This is a genomic window from uncultured Roseobacter sp. (genome assembly GCF_947496515.1).
GTDB lineage: Bacteria > Pseudomonadota > Alphaproteobacteria > Rhodobacterales > Rhodobacteraceae > Roseobacter.
Genome location: NZ_CANMDB010000012.1, coordinates 114274 through 134233 on the forward strand (window position 1 = coordinate 114274; position 19960 = coordinate 134233).

15 protein-coding genes are annotated in these 19960 nt (G+C 59.2%); 6 read left to right on the forward strand and 9 right to left on the reverse strand.

Annotated features, from left to right (window positions below; translation table 11 throughout):
• Positions 1 to 438: 438 nt before the first annotated feature.
• The 3 genes from Q1A53_RS18740 to Q1A53_RS18750 all read left to right on the forward strand — a co-directional run bounded on the left by Q1A53_RS18740 (position 439) and on the right by Q1A53_RS18750 (position 3314).
• The gene (locus Q1A53_RS18740) at positions 439 to 1368 is read left to right on the forward strand and encodes a DUF2493 domain-containing protein (protein ID WP_299969344.1); all 930 of its coding nucleotides are present in this window, start codon (positions 439 to 441) and stop codon (positions 1366 to 1368) included.
• Between the two features lie 497 nt (positions 1369 to 1865).
• Positions 1866 to 2072 carry a hypothetical protein gene (locus Q1A53_RS18745; protein WP_299969346.1) on the forward strand — a complete coding sequence of 69 codons (207 nt, stop codon included), beginning with the start codon at positions 1866 to 1868 and terminating at the stop codon, positions 2070 to 2072.
• Between the two features lie 894 nt (positions 2073 to 2966).
• Positions 2967 to 3314, forward strand: coding sequence for a hypothetical protein (locus tag Q1A53_RS18750; protein WP_299969348.1), 348 nt, complete (start codon positions 2967 to 2969; stop codon positions 3312 to 3314).
• 544 nt (positions 3315 to 3858) lie between these two features.
• Here the strand turns inward: Q1A53_RS18750 and rseP are convergent.
• The 5 genes from rseP to Q1A53_RS18775 form a co-directional block, all read right to left on the reverse strand.
• Complete coding sequence (gene rseP / locus Q1A53_RS18755; RefSeq protein ID WP_299969350.1) at positions 3859 to 5121, reverse strand: RIP metalloprotease RseP; 1263 nt, start codon at positions 5119 to 5121, stop codon at positions 3859 to 3861.
• A complete protein-coding gene (locus Q1A53_RS18760; protein WP_299969352.1) occupies positions 5118 to 5828 on the reverse strand; it encodes a hypothetical protein in 711 nt (236 codons plus the stop codon). The genes rseP and Q1A53_RS18760 overlap by 4 nt, the downstream gene beginning before the upstream one ends.
• A gap of 1028 nt (positions 5829 to 6856) precedes the next feature.
• Complete coding sequence (locus Q1A53_RS18765; protein ID WP_299969354.1) at positions 6857 to 7471, reverse strand: hypothetical protein; 615 nt, start codon at positions 7469 to 7471, stop codon at positions 6857 to 6859.
• A 12-nt stretch (positions 7472 to 7483) separates the two neighbouring features.
• The gene (gene mobF / locus Q1A53_RS18770; protein ID WP_299969356.1) at positions 7484 to 10651 is read right to left on the reverse strand and encodes a MobF family relaxase; all 3168 of its coding nucleotides are present in this window, start codon (positions 10649 to 10651) and stop codon (positions 7484 to 7486) included.
• The gene (locus Q1A53_RS18775) at positions 10651 to 12915 is read right to left on the reverse strand and encodes a type IV secretion system DNA-binding domain-containing protein (protein WP_299969358.1); all 2265 of its coding nucleotides are present in this window, start codon (positions 12913 to 12915) and stop codon (positions 10651 to 10653) included. The genes mobF and Q1A53_RS18775 overlap by 1 nt, the downstream gene beginning before the upstream one ends.
• On the opposite strand from Q1A53_RS18775, the gene Q1A53_RS18780 reads away from it, so the two are divergent.
• The 3 genes from Q1A53_RS18780 (at position 12884) to Q1A53_RS18790 (ending at position 15275) form a co-directional block, all read left to right on the forward strand.
• Positions 12884 to 13729, forward strand: a complete 846-nt coding sequence (locus Q1A53_RS18780) for a DsbA family protein (RefSeq protein WP_299969360.1) — start codon at positions 12884 to 12886, stop codon at positions 13727 to 13729. The genes Q1A53_RS18775 and Q1A53_RS18780 overlap by 32 nt on opposite strands.
• On the forward strand, positions 13726 to 14178 hold the full coding sequence (locus tag Q1A53_RS18785; protein ID WP_299969362.1) for a hypothetical protein: 453 nt from the start codon (positions 13726 to 13728) through the stop codon (positions 14176 to 14178). Before Q1A53_RS18780 ends, Q1A53_RS18785 begins: the two co-directional genes overlap by 4 nt.
• 146 nt (positions 14179 to 14324) lie before the next feature.
• A complete protein-coding gene (locus tag Q1A53_RS18790) occupies positions 14325 to 15275 on the forward strand; it encodes a hypothetical protein (protein WP_299969365.1) in 951 nt (316 codons plus the stop codon).
• Between the two features lie 92 nt (positions 15276 to 15367).
• Here Q1A53_RS18790 and Q1A53_RS18795 read toward each other — a convergent pair whose 3' ends face one another.
• The 4 genes from Q1A53_RS18795 to Q1A53_RS18810 form a co-directional block, all read right to left on the reverse strand.
• Entirely contained in the window at positions 15368 to 15652 is a 285-nt protein-coding gene (locus Q1A53_RS18795) for a hypothetical protein (protein WP_299969367.1), read from the reverse strand.
• A 207-nt stretch (positions 15653 to 15859) separates the two neighbouring features.
• On the reverse strand, positions 15860 to 16528 hold the full coding sequence (locus tag Q1A53_RS18800) for a D-lyxose/D-mannose family sugar isomerase (RefSeq protein WP_299969369.1): 669 nt from the start codon (positions 16526 to 16528) through the stop codon (positions 15860 to 15862).
• Positions 16525 to 17559 (reverse strand): LacI family DNA-binding transcriptional regulator, encoded by a 1035-nt coding sequence (locus Q1A53_RS18805; RefSeq protein ID WP_299969371.1) that lies wholly within the window; start codon positions 17557 to 17559, stop codon positions 16525 to 16527. The genes Q1A53_RS18800 and Q1A53_RS18805 overlap by 4 nt, the downstream gene beginning before the upstream one ends.
• A gap of 5 nt (positions 17560 to 17564) precedes the next feature.
• Positions 17565 to 19949: a glycoside hydrolase family 2 protein gene (locus tag Q1A53_RS18810; RefSeq protein ID WP_299969373.1), complete on the reverse strand. Its 2385-nt coding sequence runs from the start codon at positions 19947 to 19949 to the stop codon at positions 17565 to 17567.
• Between the last annotated feature and the right edge of the window lie 11 nt (positions 19950 to 19960).

Genomic DNA, 19960 nt, shown 5'->3' on the forward strand with positions numbered 1-19960 from the left:
GATGTCCCGGTCCGCCCGCCTCGCGAGCGCAGCCCACCTCGGCCGCTCCGCCGGATTGCGCTCTGGTCTGTTTTGCCAGGGCAAAACGATCCCGCCACTCCATCCGTCTCCCGCGTCCGGTCAGGCTGCTTGCCTGCTCAGGTCGGGCTGACCTCGCGAAACCACACACACACATGACTGTGGAAGCATATCCTCCGGATGGCCACCGAAGCAGCCCGCGTCAAGGATCGCTAGAATTTTCGGAGAGGACCTTCTTAATCGTCAGAGGACCCGCGCGCTTGAGAGGGCAGGGACATGCGAAGCCGCCTACCATGAAAATTCGAGCGCCCAGCAAGCTGGCGGCTTCGCCGTCCCTGACCCGAACAGCTTCGGAAACCAGACATTCGGCCATGCAGCCACACTCACGTGGTGCAGATCAGAAACTCTGGAGAACACATCATGCCATACGATCAAGCAACCACATACGAGACCATCGAACTCTTCGGCCTCACCGAGAAGGACGCAGCTATGCCGATCCCGACCGACGAGATGCTGAAGGACGCCATCATCCGGGAAACCTTCGAGACGCTGCTCGGGCAGCTGCGTGCCACCGGGCTTGAGGCAGAAATCGAGCCGCTTGCCCACGGGTTGGCGACGATCCTGCAGCGGCGCAAGATCGCCCTCACCAAGGAGATCGACCGGACCACCGACAAGATCCGGGCACTGGCGAAGAGCCACGACGGATCGGAGATCGCCGAGACCGCCATGGAGGAAGCACAAGCCCGCTTCCTGCAACTCCGCGACATCACCGGCGCCATTGAGACGATGAGCGAAGCGGCTGCCGAGTGCTACGAAACCGAGACCGGCCACGCCTTCATCCCTGCAGCCGGCTCTCGCGCCAGCGCACGTGCGCAGGAGACAGGCGCCATCTTCGAAGCGCGCCAGCTCCTCGAGCAGCATGACCGAGAGACCGCCGAGAAGTCGAAGGTCGAGGGCGTCCCCCTGATCGTCTCCGGCGCCACCGACTGGACTGACGTCGACGCGATCTTCTCGACGCTCGACAAAGTCCGGGCGCGCATCCGGCAGAACCGCAATCAGGAGATCTTCGTCTGCCACAAAGGCGGCAAGCACGGTGCCGAGATGATCGCTGCCCGTTGGGCGCGCGCTCGTGGGATCCCGCAAGCCCGATTCGATCCACGTTGGTCCGCCCATGGCCGCTCGGCACCCTTCAAGTGCAACGATGAGATGCTCGACGACAAGTTCGCTGCAGCCGGGGTCGTTCTCTTTGGCGGCAACGGTGTCGCGCTCAATCTCGGGCAAAAGGCTGAGGCGAAAGGGATCACCGTCATGCGGGTCGCAGATCCGGCGAGGGCGCGCGACGGGAAGTGAATAAGAAGGGCCACCCTCGGGTGGCCCTCTTGTCGTTTTCATCCGGCGTGAGAGTCACTCTGAGTGCAGTAGCATCGCCTCCGCGCCGAACAGGCTCCGCCGGGAGGCATCCCCTCCAGTCTGGCATCATCAGCAGCCGCAGTGAAACGCGCGACAGACCAGCTCATGGACGGCGACGGCGAAGAGCGCTCCCCGCGATCACGACACGCGGGCAGGGCGTGCGTTTTGGAACATGCCTCCGACATTCTCCTCGCAGTTGCACGCGGTTTTGCTGTGCATCAGGGAAGATGCCGTTCAACGCTGAGCCATTCGGCTCTCTCCTTTTTCCTCAGTCATACGCTTCGCACGGCGGCGGCCCGGCCGTTCCCGCCGCTAAGCGTCGGCAAGCACAAATACGGCTTCCACACGCTTTGCGCGCGGACCCTCCGCATTTGCGCTTGCGCCCGGTCCTGACACCGCCGTGCTTCCGATGCCCATCGAAAAAAGGAGAAACCCAAATGTCCAACCACTTCACAGCAACCGTTCCCGTCAAATACACCGACAGCGACAACCGCGATCGCACCCGCTTCCAGCGCGTCGGCGTCATGTTCCAAAACGCCCGCCGCGACACCGGCGAGGTCTTCTACACCCTCAAGCTCGACTTCCCCGTCGCCGTCCACGAGCTGGTGATGTTCCCGCCCAACTCAAACGCGCCCGAGGACTGATCCCGACAAGACAGAAAAAGGGGGGCCGCCTGCCGGCGGCCCCCCTTTTTCTGCGCGTCCAACGACCGCCAAATAGGCGGGGCGTGCAGATCTCCGATGTCGTTCTCGACGTTCAGTCGATTGCGCAGCAGCGTGATGGAGATGCTGACGACGATGGGAATGATTTTCCGTTGGGCCCCTGCCACGGCTCAGGGCCGTGGCACCAGGCTCTAGGTTCCGTCCGCGATGCGGCCTCCACCCAGAACCACCAGGCCTCTTCCTCCCTGCCGCAATAGCCCTGTCACTGTCTCCACAGGAGCCAGTGAAAGGGCTTTGCGCCATGGTCGGCGAGACCTGCCGTTTCTGCCCTCCGGGTAACGATCCTTGGGGCGGCGCTCTACGGGCAAGTTCAGGGTAGGACGGTAGGCCGGGCATCCCACTCCGGGGATTCGTCGCTGCGCTCCGAACGCCCATCGTGGTTTCTGGCCTCTCCAGAGTTCCGCGGGCCTGCACGCCAGCCTCTGGTCAGTCGCGGGCCTTTCGCTACGAGATCTGCGCGTCCCGCCCAAGGGCTAATTTCCCCTGGCCCGTTGGGCCATTCATCGCGAAACAAATTAGCCCTTGGCCGCGCCACCCATATCCCGCAGACGAGGCCTTGCGCGACCGACCGACGGCTGACGAGCAAGCCAGCAGACGAAGCACCTGTGATCGACCGGCTTAAATCGAGGCCGCGGTGCGGCCAAGGTTATTATTGCCCGCCAAGGCGGGCGTGCGCTCCCTCTCTCCGGCATCAAAGCAAGACCATCAAGCGCCTGATTGCAAACGGTTTATTCGTCATTTTGTCAAATAAATCAGTAGGTTGAGAGGCGCTTGTAATGTAGTATGGGAGCAGCAGAAAGAGGAAGGGACAGCACCATGACAGCCCAAGTTGAGGTCCTGAATGCCAACACACCCGAGTACTGGATCGACGTCAAAGAAAGGGCCAGAACACGGAAGGTAGATGCGTTGATTGCAGACGGTCTGCGGAGATTGCGGGTCAGTTCCGTCTATGAGCAGTACGTCATGGATCAGCTTGAGGTCATCCGAGGCGCAGCGCAGAAGACCGGTATTCTGAACGAGCCCGATGCTTATCTTGCGCTGAAACAGCGGTACGCCAAGACGCTCGGCCTGCCTGAGCTTCTGGAAGACGAACAGACCACGGCGCGGTTTTGCGAGGAAGCGGTCGCAGACGCCTACACAGCTCTCTACGGAGAAGCCCTATGACCTCTTGGGAAAAGAACGCAACCGAGCACCACTCACAAGCCTGCCCTCAATGCGACGGATACGGTGAAGGGCTAGATGGGCTTTCGATGTGCCTACACTGCGACGGGACAGGATACGTCACAAAGGCAACCCGCTTGCGGATGGATAGGACGTTAACTGCTTCAGGCTTCAACTGTTGCGAGACAGCGAAGTGATGACCATCCAGAGAGCCACAAAGGCGGGCGGATGTCGATCCGGCAGTGACGCACACGGTGCCGTCATCCATCTGATCGAGGCCGACGAACACCCCTATGAGACCGGAAGCACGAGACCGGCACTCTGCGGGACCTCACCGGCCATCATGTGGTCGAGCTGGACACCCCCGGAAGGGCGGGTGTGTCCCAAGTGTCTGCGAAAGCAAGAAGCAGATAGCGGCACCACTTAACGGCTCACCGGTAAGCCAGCCAAACCGACACCCCGAAGAGTGTGGCGAGGATCGGTCGGTGAAGTAGGGCGATGGCGAGCACAAAGGCACACCATCGCCAGTTTCGTCGCAGCCACGCCTTCAGCACAGGAAGTCGGCGATAGCCGCGTTGAACATGATCACCAGCACAATCGTTGTCATCCCGATGAAGAGGGCGCCCGTGACCAACCGACCCGGGAGCGCGCCGAAGGTCGCGCGATAGAGACCGACAGCCACATGGCCGCCATCAAGGCCGGGGATCGGCAGCAGGTTGAAGAGCGCCATCAGAAACGACATCATCCCGAGAAACATCAGCATGAACCCCGGTCCCGAACGTGCCGCCTCAACCGCGACCGTCGCGACACCAGCCGGACCGGAAAGGGTGCAGCGATCGCCTCGCCCGAGGAAAATCTGCGGCAGATCGTAGCTGGCGGATGCGACCACCCCCGATAGTATTCTGATGCTCTCCGCGAAGGCGCCGCCGATGGACAGCCGGTCCTCCTGCAGCACGACCGAAGGTTGGTGGAGTACGCCGATCCGGTAGCCGGGACCGTGCGGCTCAGGCGTGACCTGTAACTCGACGAGGTCGCCACCGCGGAGGACGTCCAGAGACAGCGTGCGGCCTTCACTGGATGACACCATCGCCACCAGCTCGTCCCAGACCAGAACGGCCCTGCCATCAATCGACCGCACCACGTCGTCGGGCCGTAAGCCCGCGCTCGCAGCAGCACCGCCGAGAGACACCGCCTCGATCACGGGGCGCATGGGGTGAGGGCCGCGGACAGCCTCGATAAGGCCGTCCCGGCGGATCTGGTAAGTGACCTCTGCCGCTGGGGAGAGGCAACCGCTCAGGGCCTTCAGAGAGCCGCCAGCGGCCTCGCACCCATCGACCGATAGGATGACATCTCCGGCCTGCAGCTCGGACGCGCCGACACCTGTCGAGGTCTCTGCAACGACCCAGGGTATCGTGATCTTCGGCACCAGTGTGAGCCCGGCCGCGAAGAGCGCGACCGCCAGCAAGAGGTTCGCCACAGGGCCTGCCAAAGCGACGCTTGCGAGCGGGCCGAAGCGGGCCGCTTCGAGCGACGCGGGAAGCCGCGCCTGGTTCCGGTAGCCAGCCTCGCGCGCGGCCTCATCCTCTTCGAAGGCGACGTAGCCGCCGACCATGAACGAGCGAAATGTCCAGAGCGTGCCGCGACCATCCCGATAGCTTAGCACGAGAGGTCCGAAGCCGAGCGAGACCACCGCAGGGCGCAGACCGACGGCGCGGCCCACGAGGTAGTGACCAAGCTCGTGGAGCACGACGATGAGCGCGAACCCCGCGAAGAGGCTCAGCCAGATGGCGGGCATGGCAAAAGCGGTCATCCGAAGATCTCCTCCATATGGGCCGCGTACTCCGCGCGCGTTATGGTGGCCTTGTTCCCGGCAAAGCCGTGGTAGGCCGAGCGGCCCGAAGCCAGTGGCAGACCCGCCCAGATCTTCGCGAGGTTGTCCATGAAGGTCTCACGGGAGATTTGGTTTTTCTTGAACTGCGTCCAACCCGCTTCGGAGACGAGGATCCGCGCGAGCATGTCCTGGGTCGCCGCGTCAAACCGCGTGTCGCGTTCGAGACCGGCGATGCGGACAAGGCGCCCGAGTGTCTTGGGGATCTTCTGATACCGCCCGATGGCGTGCTGTTGTCCTGGCGTCGCATCGATCCAGTCGAAGATCTGACCGAGCGTCAGGGTCGAAGGCCGCCCCGGTGGTTTGATCCTGGCGCGAAGGTTCACGCTGTCGTAGCCCTCTCGCACCTCCGCCAGCGCGATGAGCGAGAGCAGGCGATCCATCTCAGGTCCCGGCGGCAGTGCCGCTCGGACCGGCTTCGCACGAGACGGCTTTGCGCTGCCCTCACTGCCGGACAGCGCGAAGCTGGTGATCATCGCGCCGGGCGCGCTCCAGTCGGTGCGCGACGATGCCGGCTGCCAGTCCTGCGCCGGAGAGGCCGAAGGTAGAACGAGCGCCATCGCCACTGCCGCCACAAAGCGGCGGCGCCGGCACTGCGCGGGTGGTTTGTACAAGGATGCCTTCGGCACCCCGTTGGGGCTGCACTTCGCTTGGCCTTGCACAAACCACCCGCTTGGCCTCTTCGATGACCGTAGCCAGCACGCCTGTAGGAGGTGCAACGCCAAACGACCGGCGCTCCGGAGCAGGCTCGCACAAGGATGCCTTCGGCGAACCATTGGGGCTGAGCTTCGCTTGGCCTTGCCCGACCGATCTGCTCTGCCTCGGCGCAGACGGAGCTCAGCCCGCTCGGCAGCGCCAGGACCCAGCTCACCGGCCGGCACTGCGCGGGTGGCTTGCACAAGGATGCCTTCGGCACCCCGTTGGGGCTGCGCTTCGCTTGGCCTTGCACAATCCACCCGCTTGGCCTCCTCGCCGACCTCGCACAGCCTGTCGTGGGTCGCGACGATCCTGGGCGTGATTGCTTCCGCCACGCCCAGGCTGGTGACCGCGGTGCTTCGACCCAGCGAATGGCGAGGGCTGGTGAAAGACTGTGTTGGCCTGATTGGCCGATTAAGGGGACCCAGCTCACCGGCCGGCACTGCGCGGGTGGCTTGCACAAGGATGCCTTCGGCACCCCGTTGGGGCTGCGCTTCGCTTGGCCTTGCACAATCCACCCGCTTGGCCTCCTCGCCGACCTCGCACAGCCTGTCGTGGGTCGCGACGATCCTGGGCGTGATTGCTTCCGCAAAGCCCAGGCTTGGGACCTCGGTGCCCAGACCAACGGACGAGCGAGGATTGGCGGAGAGGAGTATCGGCCCGCTGGGCCGATTAAGGGGACACACCATACGCAGCATGCTGCATTTGGCGCTTAAACCATTGGTTTCGCTAAAGAAAAGACCCTTCGGAAGGGTCAAATCCTGGTACGAAATAATTTCCCCGTATTTCCAATAGGTTAGTCTCTCTTTGGTCACGCCTGACCACTCTAAAGTCACGCGTGACTGGGCGTTGGTCACGCGTGCCCGCATGTCGGTCACGAATGACCAGGGGCTTCCACTCGTTTGGTCGAGATTGCTTGGACTATGACGGGCCCAAATAAGCAAGATCTTTTGACGAATGGTCATAGCTCTTGCTCTCGATCCATCATCTGGATCATGTCGGGTTGCAGATCCTCTGCTGGTCCAGTCCGTTCGGTCGGAACAACGGGCTGACTGATGATGCGTTGAAGTTCAGCGTCGATCCGCGCGAGCACCTTAAGTTGGTCGTGTTCCAGTTCGTTGGTAGTCCTTGTGACACGCTCGAACATCTTGTCCATCTCTGCGAAGATCGGTTCGGCGTCCTCGCCCTCAAAGAAGGTCCGAGCGATCAGGCCGCGGGTAGTGTGGTGCTGCTTATCCAAGCTGTCAAAGCGTAGTTTCATGAGGGCATAGATACCTCGCATGACGGAAGACAGCTCGTGGAGCCGGTCAACCGCTTCGCGTTGTAGTGACGCGGCCTCAGCGATCGACTGGCCGATGCGAACCAAGGCGGCGGCATTCGCGGAGGAGGTGCTGTTCGTCTTTTGAACAACATCTGCAAGTTCGGCGAGTCGATTGCTGACCGTTGCTGCCTCATTTAATTTTTCTAACTCTGCATCGAGCATTGGCCCGCGCGCATTGGATGGTACTTCAGCAACCAAGGACGTAGCGAGAGGTCCTAGATACACACGAAGTTTTTGGGAGTCGGTCTCTGTCATGTTCGGTCTCCTTTAGAGGGTTTTCTGATCAAGGTTCTTTTCTTCGAGCTGGTCGAAGAGATCGTTCATGCGCTGGTCGAGATCGGCGAGCGGATCGGGTTCGCGGTCTCGGCCGGGATGATTTTTGCCATCCTTCTGCAGGTCATTGGAGGCCTTGTCAGGAGCCTCAGATTGCCTTTCAGAAGCCGTCTCACGTGCAGCGTCTTGGACCTGTCGTTGGTCGCTTTTGGCATCTTCCTGGCGTCCGTCAGGCTGGCCAAAAAGCTCCCCTTGGGGTCGCTCAGTCTGACTGGCGGATTGTTCCTCAGTGCGGACTCTATCGCCTCTGTGAGCGTCCTCTGTCCTGTGCTCCGAGGTTTGGTTCAGGGTGGTGTGAGGGGATGTCTTCTCTGGCTCAGGCGCTGCGTTTTGGTGAAACCGGAAGGGGTCAAAGTCAGCCATTCGACCAGGCTGAACGGCCGCCTGAAACGCGGCCTGACCCCGATCCAGCAGCTGGTCGTGGAGACGTTCCTGAAACGCCTGCGGGTTCTGGGAGAGAGCCTCCAGAGCGTTGATGCGCTCACCTGTTTCCTTCTGGATTGTGTCGGCCAATTTGCTTGCACTGTCGGTCACCAGAAGCGTGTCTTCACGCATCCGCGACAGGCTCACGTAGAAGCCTTTCTGGGTCGCCAGACGTTCCTTGCTGTGCATGCCGAGGATCACGCGATCGACGGTTGAGCCTTGGTAGTCGTGGGATGTCGAAGCGTAGGCAAGCTGCATGCCGCGGGCTGCAAGGCTGTCCGTGCGGAGGGTCTTGTTTCCGTCCTCAGTGCGGACGGTGAGCTGCTTCTGGTTGATTGAAACGATGCGCCCGGAGTTGGCATTTTCGATCCCGTTGTCGCGATCGGTGATCTTGAACTTGACCGCATCGCCGACGGCGAATTGCTCGTGAGTCTTCTGGAAGGCCACAAGATGCCGGCCAAGACGCGACCCCGCTTCGAGCGTCAGAACGCGGGATTTACCCTCCTCATCGGTCAGTTCCAGTAGGCGTTTTTCGGGGTCGACAGCGGACACTTCATAGAGAGCGCCGGCGGTCAGATCCGCAGTCTTCACAGTCTTCAGGGCGGCGATGATGTTGCCGGTTTTGAAGCTTGATGCTTCGCCTGCCTCGGCCACCGTCAGGTTCCGCGGGAGGAGACTGTTTATCGTGACGGCTTGCCCAGTAACCTCGCCGGTGCGACGAAGTCCAGCCTGAACGGCAGAGTTGATGTCGCGGCGCATGCCATTGGTCATGACGACGATGCCAGTCCGGGCACGATCTTCAGACGAGCGTGAGAGGTATTTTGAAGCGACCTCGGCCGAGATGGCGGCGCGATTGTCTTCCGTCTCGGACACCTCGGAAATGCCCGAGAAGGCCGCGTGTACGTCACCGCGGTACGCGTGTAGAACCGCCGTCCGCCCTTCTGCTGTGTTCTGGCGTTGGATGTCCAGCATCTGAGCATAGGGCATGCCTGCGTCCTGCAGTTGCCGGAAGGAAGAGCCCGCGGCGACGGCATCGAGCTGGCGAACGTCCCCCACCAGGACCACACGGGCGTAGCCTTTGTCGTTGGCCATCTTGATGACGCTGTTCATCTGCCGCGATGAGAGCATCGACGCTTCGTCAACGACGAGAACCGTCTTGCTTTTGTCGGGATCGCCCGGCGCGTTCTCGTGGCGGACGAGGGCGGAGGAGACAGTGCGACTGTCGGGGACAGACTCACTCAAAGCCGAGACGGCCTTGAGGGAGGGGGCCAAACCTTCGATGGTATACTCGGCGCGCTCGAGCTGCTTTGCGACAGTCGCCAGCATGAACGTCTTGCCCGTTCCGGCCAGACCCTGGACACCGACGATCCGGTCTTCGCTCGTCAGGATCAAATGGGCTGCTTCCTTCTGACCGTCGGTGAGTGTGGTGCGGTCAAGACGTCGAGCAACGACCTTCTCTGCGGGCCGGAGCGTGAGCTTGTCGGTTGCCGATCTGACATCGACCGAGCCGTTACGACGCTCGCGCCGCATCAAACCGATGTTTTCGCGTTCGACCCGAGCCGTCTCTTTGTCGGTCAGATGCGCCCGATCATCGTGCATGACGGCAAAGAGATCACGACGGCCAAGCGCGTCTCGGATCTCACGTTCTACCTCAACGGCGCGCACCCCTTTGTCATGGGTGATGGCAGTCTGAATGACATCGGCCTTCTCGTAGATGGATTGCCGCTCAGAGAGATGCGAAACTGCGAACTGCAGGGCGGCCCGGGCATCGGAGAGTTGAGTGCGTTCCTGGGCTGGCTCTTTTGGCATCTGCAGCGTAATGCCCTGAGACTGAGCTTCCGAACGCCAGGCCGAATAAAGGTCGCCGCGTTCAACAGGTCCTTTCTTGGACCGTGTTGCGAGAGCGGCGAGTGCGGAGTTCCTGGTGGAAGGCTCCAGGTTGCGATCCTTCAGACTGGCCTCGATCTCGGACCGCCGCTTGGAGAAATGCTCAATCAGGGGTTCGGGTACATCTCTAATGTCAAAGAGCCCCTTATCGCCCCACTCTACGCTGTAGCCGAGCTTTTCGAGGCTACCAGCTAGGGCGTTCCGATAGATCTGGCCGAGCAGAAGCGTGTGGCGGTAAATGTTGTCGTTGTGGAGTGAGCGGAACCGGCCGTCGCCCGGGTCGACCATGTTGGCGATCACGGCATGGGTATGCAGTTGAGGATCGAGCGCGCGGCTTGTGTCATGCTGGAAGAGACCGGCGATGATCTTGCCGCCCGTGACGACCGTCATCTGGCCTTCCTCCCAGATCCTTGTTTGGACCACGTGCTTCTCGACATAGCCCATGGCTTCGTTCACAGCTTCGTGGTGCGCCTCAAGCACCCGGCTATCACCGCCAACAAGGGCTGCGATGCTGACGCCCTTCGGCGCTGAGAAGGTCAGATCGATACCGGATCTATGCTCCCAGGCGCCATCGCGCATTCTTCCAATGCGGGAACCATCCGGTGCCATGCCATCGAGCAGCTGCGAAAACCGGACGTCATCGATCCTTCCGGAAAGCCCGGCTTCCGCTGCTGCATCGCCGAAATAACGCGCAGCTTGTTCCGCCTCCGGTGAGCCCGCAATGTAGTAGCCTTCGGCCTTGTAGTATCCGCTTGATGCCTGTCCGCTGCTGACGTTCGACATCGAGAGCATCAAACGTCCCCTTGATATTCATCGAACCAAACGGGTGATGCAGTCACTTTTTTCTTCGAAGATCTCGTTGGCTTCTTCGACCTGCTAGAGCGCGACGGTCCCGATTTGGCACCTTTTGCGGGCTTTCGTTTCTTGTGAGCCAAGTCACGTTGGACATCTTGTTCCGCTTTTGCGGTACTCATCCAAGGTGGTTGGGGCGTCGTGGAGTGGCGCGACGCGTTTTGACGATTGCCAATCACGGGATCGGACACCATGACGATTGGCTGGATCCTGTCGGGCGGAACGCCAGCGGTGTATTGGGTGTAGAAATGCGCCCAATAGGCTGCGATATCCGTTGGAGGGCAGGTGCGGTTCTTCACCCAATCATCGCGTGAGCAGGCGAAGGCCGCGCCCGCCCAGGTCGCGAAAGCGTCGAAGAGCTCCGGGTCGTCTTGCGATGCCTCGTGTTGCTCGGCCGCGCTGCCACCATTGTCTGGGCCGCCACCATCAAGTCGGCCATCGTAGAAGCCATCACCAAGATAGGGCTGGAAGCCCGCGCAGATCTCGGGTTCGCCAGGCGCTTTGAATGTGACCCTCGCTGTCGGCGCGTTATAGGCGAAGCGAACGTAGCATTCGAACTGAGGCAGCGCCTGGATCTCCGACGCGGTGACGATTGGGCGTTCCTGACGGCTCTGAACAAAGCCAACACCATCGCGGGCCTCATGCGCACCAACTGTGATGTTGGCATTGACCTCGATGGTATCGGCCGAGCCGAGGCTGTCGCTGAAGACCTTGGCGGTCCGGGCATTGGGTGTGTTAAAGACAAGACGGTTGTTGAGTGTCCCTGTGATCGACTCAGCCGCTTCGCGCCCGTAGATCTCCTCAAGCTGGCTGTAGACCTGGTAACCCAGGACAAAGGCACCACCGAACTGCCGGATCTGCGCGAGAGAGGTCACCAGAAACGGCATCTTGTTCAGCGCCGGCACCTCATCGAAGAAGAAGAAGACCCGAGGATCCGCCGAGGGCGGTTGCGACATGAGCGCGTTGACGCCCAGCTCTGTGATGGTCGAGATGATGTTGCGGGTCGCAGCCGTATGTTCCGCGTCAGCCGTCAGAAACACGAAGCTAGGGGTGTCTTCGGCCATCCATTTGCGAATCGAGAAGCGTGGTCCATCATCCCGCATGAATTCGAGAAATCGCAGATGCGAAATCATGTTGGCGCGAATGCTGAGAGCCGTCTTCTCAATGTTGGTGTTGAAGAAGTGGGCAGAGGGTGAGTTGGCGACCAACTCGCTGAGCTGGTCCGCTGGCATGTTCAGAATAGCGTTGAGGAGGGCCTCATTTGTGCGCTCGCCGCGCTTGTAAAGTTCGCGCGCAGCGTGCTCGAAGACGATGCGCGCCGCGTTAGTCCAAAAGGGATCACTCTCTCCGGGCCTGATCGGGATCATCACTTCCGCCATCTGGGCAAAGGAGCCGAGGTCTTTGACGTCATCGAAGGGGCACCAGGCAACAGACCGGTCATCAAATGGATTGACGATGACGTCGGTTTCCTCGTTGTAGAAGCGGCTGACAAAGGTACCCATGCGGTCGTAGATCACAGCGCGGCCACCATTCTGACGAATGGTGCGCAGCATCTCGATCATCGCAGTCGTCTTGCCTACGCCGACAGTGCCAAAGAAGCCGGTTTGAGCTTCAAGCGCATTTGGAGGGAAAGGGACGCTTGCAATGGTGTAGCGCGGCGCCTTCTTGCGGTCCTTGAACTTTCGGACGTACTGCTTCCATTGATTGTTGGACCACCACTTGAGCTCACCAGCGCTGATCAGACGGGAGCCCCGAATGTAGTTGTTCCGCTCGACACGCCGCCCGCTGACATAGAAGACGACAACGCTGGCGAGGCAGATTAGAAGAGCTGGGATGAGCGAGAGGAAGGCCGCGCGGAAGGCCTTTCGAACCGTCGTGTCTCGTATCTCGCGCTGGCGATGGTCGCGGTAGAGCTCAACGGCGCTGTAGTCTCTGATCTCGCCGTTGTGGTCGGTAAGTGTAAACGTTCTCTCAGAGCCGGTCTCGTTCTGAACCAGCTGCTCCGCCCAACCGTAGAAAACCGTTACCCGAATTCGCTCCGGGTCGATCACGTCCCGTGCGAGGTAAGCAAAGCTGGCGATGTACCCGATCGCCGCCAGAACCAGAGAAAACCGCAAGACCTGTTGGGCCATGCGCCACCAGTGTTGGGTAGTCTGGCCACCACGGATCAGGGTGGTCGGCGATGAGAGAGCGCTCGATTTCATTTGTCTTTTCTCCGGGCTGGTATTTCATATAAAAGTCAAGTACGGTGAAAATATGCATCATTTATACAGAAAAAATAAACCCAAAATAGTCACTGTTGGTTTTATTTGCACACTGCTGCTCTGCTCATCAGTGCAGAGTTCAGAGCCGGATTTGCCGACTTTACCCGATGACTTCGAGGAACGCGTTCTTCGGGTGATCCTCCACAGGCCAGAGATTATCGTGGCCGCTCTGCGATTGCTTGAAGAGCAAGAAGCTTCAGCCGAGCGTGGATCCGCTTTTGACGAAAATGATCCTACACGCGCGGCTCTATTCGATCGCACGCTGCACGGGGCCATCTCGCAAGAGCGCGATCCTTTGCTGATCGAGTTTTCTGACTACCGATGCGGATACTGCGGGGTTGCGTCGGAAACGGTCCAAACCTTCACCGATGAACACGATAAGCGGATCCGGATACTCGAGTTGCCGATCCTAGGCGAGGCCTCGCGCAAACTCGCGAAGATCGCGATTGCGGTGCGGAACCTGGAAGGCCCCTTTGTCTACTATGATTTTCACATGGCGCTAATTGAGCCGGATGCCCAGCCGAAATCTGTGACTTTGGCAAGACGGATTGCGGAAGAGATGCTGATCGACTTTGATCGCGTCCTTCGAGAAACACAGAATCCCGACATCGACAAAGAACTGAGGTCAAACATGGCTTTGGCTCGGAAGCTTGGTGTTTCTGGAACACCTGCGTTCGTCTCGAAAACACGCGTCGAAGCAGGCCTGCAAGACCTTCAAACCCTCAATGAAATGGTGCGGGAGGACGACCAATGAACCAAACACTGAAACTGCCCGCGGCTTTGCTTGCGGTCGCATCCCTGAGTGCCTGCATGACGGGGACGGTTCCTGTCAGCCAGGCCCAGCCTTCGCTTCTTCAGCAAGATGATTTGTCATTATCATGCGGCGAGCTCTCAGCGCGGAATGGCCGGATCGTAGCACGGGCGCGTGAAATTGAAGCAGAGTCCCGGACCCGTGCCAGGCAGGACGCCATTGCAAACACCGCGGTCAATCTTGGCTTGGGAGTTTTGATGGGGGGGGCGGCTCGTGGTGGCCTGACCGGCGTTCAAGCGGCAGGTGCTGTGAGCCAGGCGACGACCAGGATACGCAACGCGGAAGGAAGTCAGGAACGTTTGCAGGAGGTCACCGATGCAATGGCACTGGCGCGACGCTCTGCGGAACTTCAACGAGCGATGGTCGAAAAAGGTTGTAGTGGGAGTGCTTGAGAGGAAGTGACGATCTTCTCGGTTCGAGCGGAAGATTGTCTACAAATGATCGATCTGTTGGTTCTTGCCACTTGATACCTTAGCCTGGGCCAAGACCCTACACTCCGCAGCTGGATCACACGCAAAGAGCGAAATGGGAGCATGCCATGAATTGGCTCAATCATCATAAAATGACACTGACAACAGCCCTCGCAGGATTTGGCTGTCTCTTGGCAGTACTCAGCTTTCAGGTCGAAGGAGAAGAGCTAGAGATATTGAACGTTCAAATATCTCAGTACAGCCTGTTGCGTGTCGGTTCGTGGTGCTTCCTAGTCGGCGCATTGATGAGTTTGGTCTTAAAGTGGTTTGATAAGACCCCAATCACCAACCTTGAGACAGAAGAATTGCTCCACGTTGAAGATGGGTTGATCATGCAGAGGCTGTCAGCCGATACGCCGCTTGACGAACCTCGATTTCGACGTCCGTTGAACTCAATCGTAGAGGTAAAGACCCGACGGTCTATGCTCTCTCCCAGGGAATGGATCTATGCCCGTAAGAGCCTGGTGGAGTGGTTGGCAGTCATAAGCGGTCCGTTCGGCGCGATTATCTGGGCGGTCAATGAGGGAAACTACGCAAGCCTGGGCTTTTGGGCCGGTATTTTGGTGACGTTGGTGGTGTGGTGTTTGATTCTTTTTCAGTTTGGTCCGGGTTTCCGAGCGGAACTGGAGGTTAGGTTTATTCAGGGAGAAACGCTGCTTTTGAGTGCAAACCGGGCGCAGAAAGTATCTATCGAAGAGGGAACTATTGATCGTGCGATTGCGCCATCGACAACCGTTTCATCGCTCACAAGGCACGAGATGGTGGATATTCTGAAGATGCGGCGATCAGAGAACATTGACGTTGCTTTGTTTACTGGACCGGTCAGCATTTTGGGAGTTTCGCTGTTCATGGGCTTCACGCAATATCCAGTCGTACTCTTCTATATGGTTTTACTCCTCACCCTGTGCGGGTTCTCGATGTTCAGGCTCTATCAAGGCTGCCGGCCTGGGGCTAAGCACCTGACGAAAACAATGGAAGAGCGAATTGCTTTCGAAACAGCCAACGGCGCTAAAGGTTAGATCGGCATCCCGCCGTCGACTGCGTCACTTCGAAACGGACCGCGGTAGGTTCAGAAGCGATTGACATGCAAAGGATGTCGGGCAAATCACACTCAGCTAGCAAGAAACAGTTCCAGCGGACATACACTGTTGTCGCAACCATGCTGATCTGAAACCCACAGTCCCCACTGGCTGCCTTCCGGGCGCAGCACAGTTTCGGTCGCTTTGCGCTCTTCCCGCTGGTTCGCTGCGTCGAGAGCAAACGACCGGATCAAGCCAACGCCGCCATTGGCGAGTTGGCTGCTCAACCAGAACTGTGCGGGACAAATGGTGAGTTTGCTGCGCTTGCGCAGAAGGCTGCATCCATGCGCTTTGCAGACCTTACCGTTGAATTGCACACGTAGCGCACACAACCAACAGTTATGGCACTGATTTCGAAGACAGTCCGTCCACACCTCCATCGGTACGGAGGTGCATTGAGGCGTCCAACGCATAACTTCGAAAAATTCTGTTGTCCGGCTCATCTGAAAAGCCGTCAGACGGCGACTGAACTACACAGAAACCACCTCATGTCAGGATACGATTACGTGTTGTCACGTTGCTTCTTAGACGTAGTCTGACACGAGAAGCCGGTTTGGGCTTTGATCCTCGTCCACGGACGAAAAGCGACCGATATCCATCTCAAAGACGTTGTCGGTGCGGTCGTCGTTTACCGTCGAAACTTCGCGCACTAAACAGTCACCTTTTTCCGCCCAAAAAGCGTGCCAGATGCCGGGCATCAAGGTCACACTCTGTCCTGGTGAAAGCCTCAGCTTCCCGCCGGCGGGAAGAGTGACCTCTTGTCCATCGCTGGGCACAGTCACATCGCTTTTGCGGTCAATACTGCCATCCGTATTTGGAGAGAATAATTCGATTATTAGATCTCCCCCGCCACCGTTTATGATATCCTCCGCTTTGATATTGTGGCGGTGCATTGGGGACAGTTGGTTCTCACGCGTTATCATGACTTTTTCCGCATAGAGCATTCCGCGCCCTGTACTTAGGTCAGACAACGTACCGTTGCGGGTCGTGAACAAGAACAACCCTAGTTCCTTAAATTTGCCCTGCCCATAGTCGGTGATGTCCCAACCGAGACCCCGCTCTCGGATTGGTGCGGCTGCTTCACTGCGCATTTCGTCTGATGACCAATTGGCAAACGGCGGCAGGGTTTGACCAAAGGACCGGATAAAAGCTTCGCCTTGTTTAAGGATATCGTTAATCTCGGATCGCTTCATTGTGTAAGCCCATCATGAATCCGGAGTTCGGTTTTGCAGATCCGTTGACAATCGGGAACCGGATCACCTGCGATGCGTTTCAGAAGAAGATCAGCAAGGTTCCAACCCGCTTCCTGACGCGAAAAGTACGAGTTATTGAGTGGCGTGCCGATATAAGCGCCAAGATTCGTCCCCGACCGAAGAGAAAAGCCCGCCTGTTCCGCCCGGGCGCCTAGCGTACGCCGGACCCCCGCCCGAGCGCCTAAAAACACCAGTTCGTTGACGCACACGAAAGCCTCCGCCCCGAGCTCGGCAAGCTCCATCGCTGCGTCACGCGCCTTGGCGGCATCAAAATCGATATGTCGGATCAACGCCGGATCAAGGGCGATCCCTGCGTCGGCCAAAGCCCGGCGATACCCATCCAACCGCTTGCCTACAAAGAAATATCGCCGATCCGCATCAAGAAGGGCGATCTTGCGATATCCTTGATCAATCAGGGATTTCGTCCCCTGATAGGCCGCAAATTCGTTGTCGAGGTCAAAATACGCATGATCCTGCCCACGCAAGGTTTGCCCGAAGGTCACGAAGGGGACGTTCTCGTCGATCAGGAAATTTACGCGGCTGTCGTCGGGCACCGTGTGGTCGAGAATGAAACCGTCCGCATTTCGGCCTTTCATGACTTCCTTTATTTTTTCCAATCCGTTTTCTTCCATCGCCACCGGCATCGCACGGACAGCGTATTCCGATCCCGCAAAGCGCCTATGTATCCCGTTGAGCAGGCCAATCGATCCACTATCGCCAATCTCTTCCTCGTTTGAAAAACTCAAGAACGCCATGATGACGAGGGTCTGGCCCGTGCGCAGTTTCATCCCGTCGAGGTTGCGGACATAGCCCAGACGGTTGGCTGTCTCTTTGACCTTTGCGACCATATCGTCGCTGATCCGCTCACCGCCCTTCAGGGCGCGCGCCACGGTCGTCACGGACACGCCGATCTCCTCGGCGATGGTTTTGAGCGTGACAGGCCCGCTGTCGCTCAAGTCGCTGGGCGCCATGTGTTTCATCCCCTCAGATACCAGACCTGCGCCGCCTTTTCATCCAACGGGGCGCCGCGATCTCTCAGCCTTGTAAGAGTTTTAGGCAGCCCTGGCAAAAGAGTGAAGCAATTGTCGCTATAGACCGCAGAGCCTCCGTGGTCGTAGGTCACATAAAGCGCAGGGCTGCTGGAGGTGAGGGTCACGCTCCGCCCTGCATCCTCTACCTGCACATCGATGATCGGATCGGCCAGATCATAGTCTTTCGGGCGTCGCGGCAGGTAGTCATTCTCGCCCTCGAATCTGCACTCCGTATCCACCCATGAAAAATGCAGGAAGTGCTGCGCGCCAACCCGCTCCGCCGCAAGGCGTGTGAGCTCCACGGCCATCCCTGTGGGCACGACGCCCGAAACTGTGTCCAGAGTTTCCATCGGCCCGGCCAGATCCACCGCTCGCAGACCGACCGTCAGCGAGACCGGAGCGTCGGTTTCATTGACGGCCCAGATCACGATGTCGCCGGTGACCGCGTTCGGCTGTGCGGTAACCATCACCGGATCAAAGAAACGCCGCGCGAGGTAATGTGTGCTCTTCCATGCACCGCCGTATTCAAGGCTGGCCCAGCTGGCCACTGGCCAGGTATCGTTGAGCTGCCAATACAGCGTCCCCATGCAGCGCGGCTTGCAAGTCCGCCAGAATTCAATAGAGGTTTTCATCGCCAGCCCTTGGGAAACCTGGCTGAGGTAGGCCATATCCGCAAAATTGTCGGGGAATTTGAAATACCGCTGGATCGTCTCGACAATGCGGGCATTGCCACCCTCGTTGCGCTGATGGACCTCCATCACCTTTGAGGAAATATTGCGGTCCTTTGGCGTGGTGAACGTCTTGATGCAGGCCATAGACGGCATTGATTGAAATCCGAATTCCGAACAAAATCGCGGGCGCACGGTGCGGTAATGCTCAAAGTCCTTTGCCGAATGCCAGACGTCCCAGAAATGCATGTCGCCCGCAGTGTCCGTGTGCCAGCCATCATTGAAATTGAGCCGACCAATCGACGGGGAGGACGGCCAGAACGCGACGTCCGGGGCCTCATCGTCTATCGCCTCCTCCAGCGCGTGGTTCAGACGATCATAGATCGCAAGATACCGGTCCCGGTCGGTCTCCGATTCATCAAACCAGTTGAGAGCGCCGACCAATTCATTGTCCCCGCACCAAAGCGCCAGGGACGCATGAGAGGACAGGCGGCGGATTTGCTGACGCGCCTCGGCCTGAACCGTCGCGAGAAAATCACGCTGATGGGCGGGATAGGCGTTGCAGGCAAACATGAAATCCTGCCAGATCATGATCCCCATCTCATCGCACATGTCATAGAACCAATCCGCCTCGTATTGGCCGCCGCCCCAGATGCGGATCATGTTCATATTCGCCTCAAGCGCCGAGGTGAGCAGGTCACGCGCGACCTCGGGCGTGCCCCGTTCCGGCAAGGCATCGGCTGGTATCCAGTTCGCACCGCGCATGAATATATCTCGCCCGTTGACGCGGAAGGCAAAGCGGTTGCCGATAGCATCGGCGGAGGTATCGAGGATCACCTCGCGCAGGCCGATCGTGTAGGCGCGGGTTTGCCCGTTCAGCCGCAGAGTGACATCGTATTGATGCGGCTCCCCTTCTCCCACGGGCCACCAAAGGCACGGGTTTTCGATGACCGCCAGTAGGGTCGCACGGTTCTCGCCGGGATAGGTCTGCGGGGAAAGGGTGATGGTCTGCCCGTCTACCGAGAGCGTGATCATTGGCGACGTGGGTCCGGCGGCCTCAAACACAACAGTCGCCTCAAGGGTGACACGTCCCCCTGCATGGGTCTGGCGAAACATCACGTCATCAAGCCGCGCATCATCGGTGCGGCGCAGGGTGACATCGCCATAAATCCCCAGAGGCGACAGCGCGATGTTCCAATCCCACCCCGCATGACATTGCGTTTTGCGCAGGTGGTTGAAATGCGCCAGCCGGTTGTTGCGCGCCATATAGGGGATCACGATGTCAGAGGCCGCAGCCTTGGCCTGCGCGATTTCGCTATTGGACAAGAACCGCACGGTAAGGGTATTTTGCCCCGGCAAGAGCGCCTCTGTCGCATCGAAATCCCACCGCAGGAACTGATTGTCACATCGCCCGATTTCGATGTCATTGACGCTGACGATGGCATGACAGTCCACGCTATCCAATGTCAGCGTGTAGCGCCCACCCTTCGGCGTGAATTCAAATGTGGTCTGGGCGATCCACTCGCTTTCATGGACCCAATCCAGCGACGCTTCGGTATCGCGCCAATAGGGATCAGTGATGACGCCCGCAGCCAAAAGGGCGGAATGCACATCACCGGGCACATTGAGGGCCACATCCGCGGACCCGTCAACCTGTGACACCCGCCAACCCT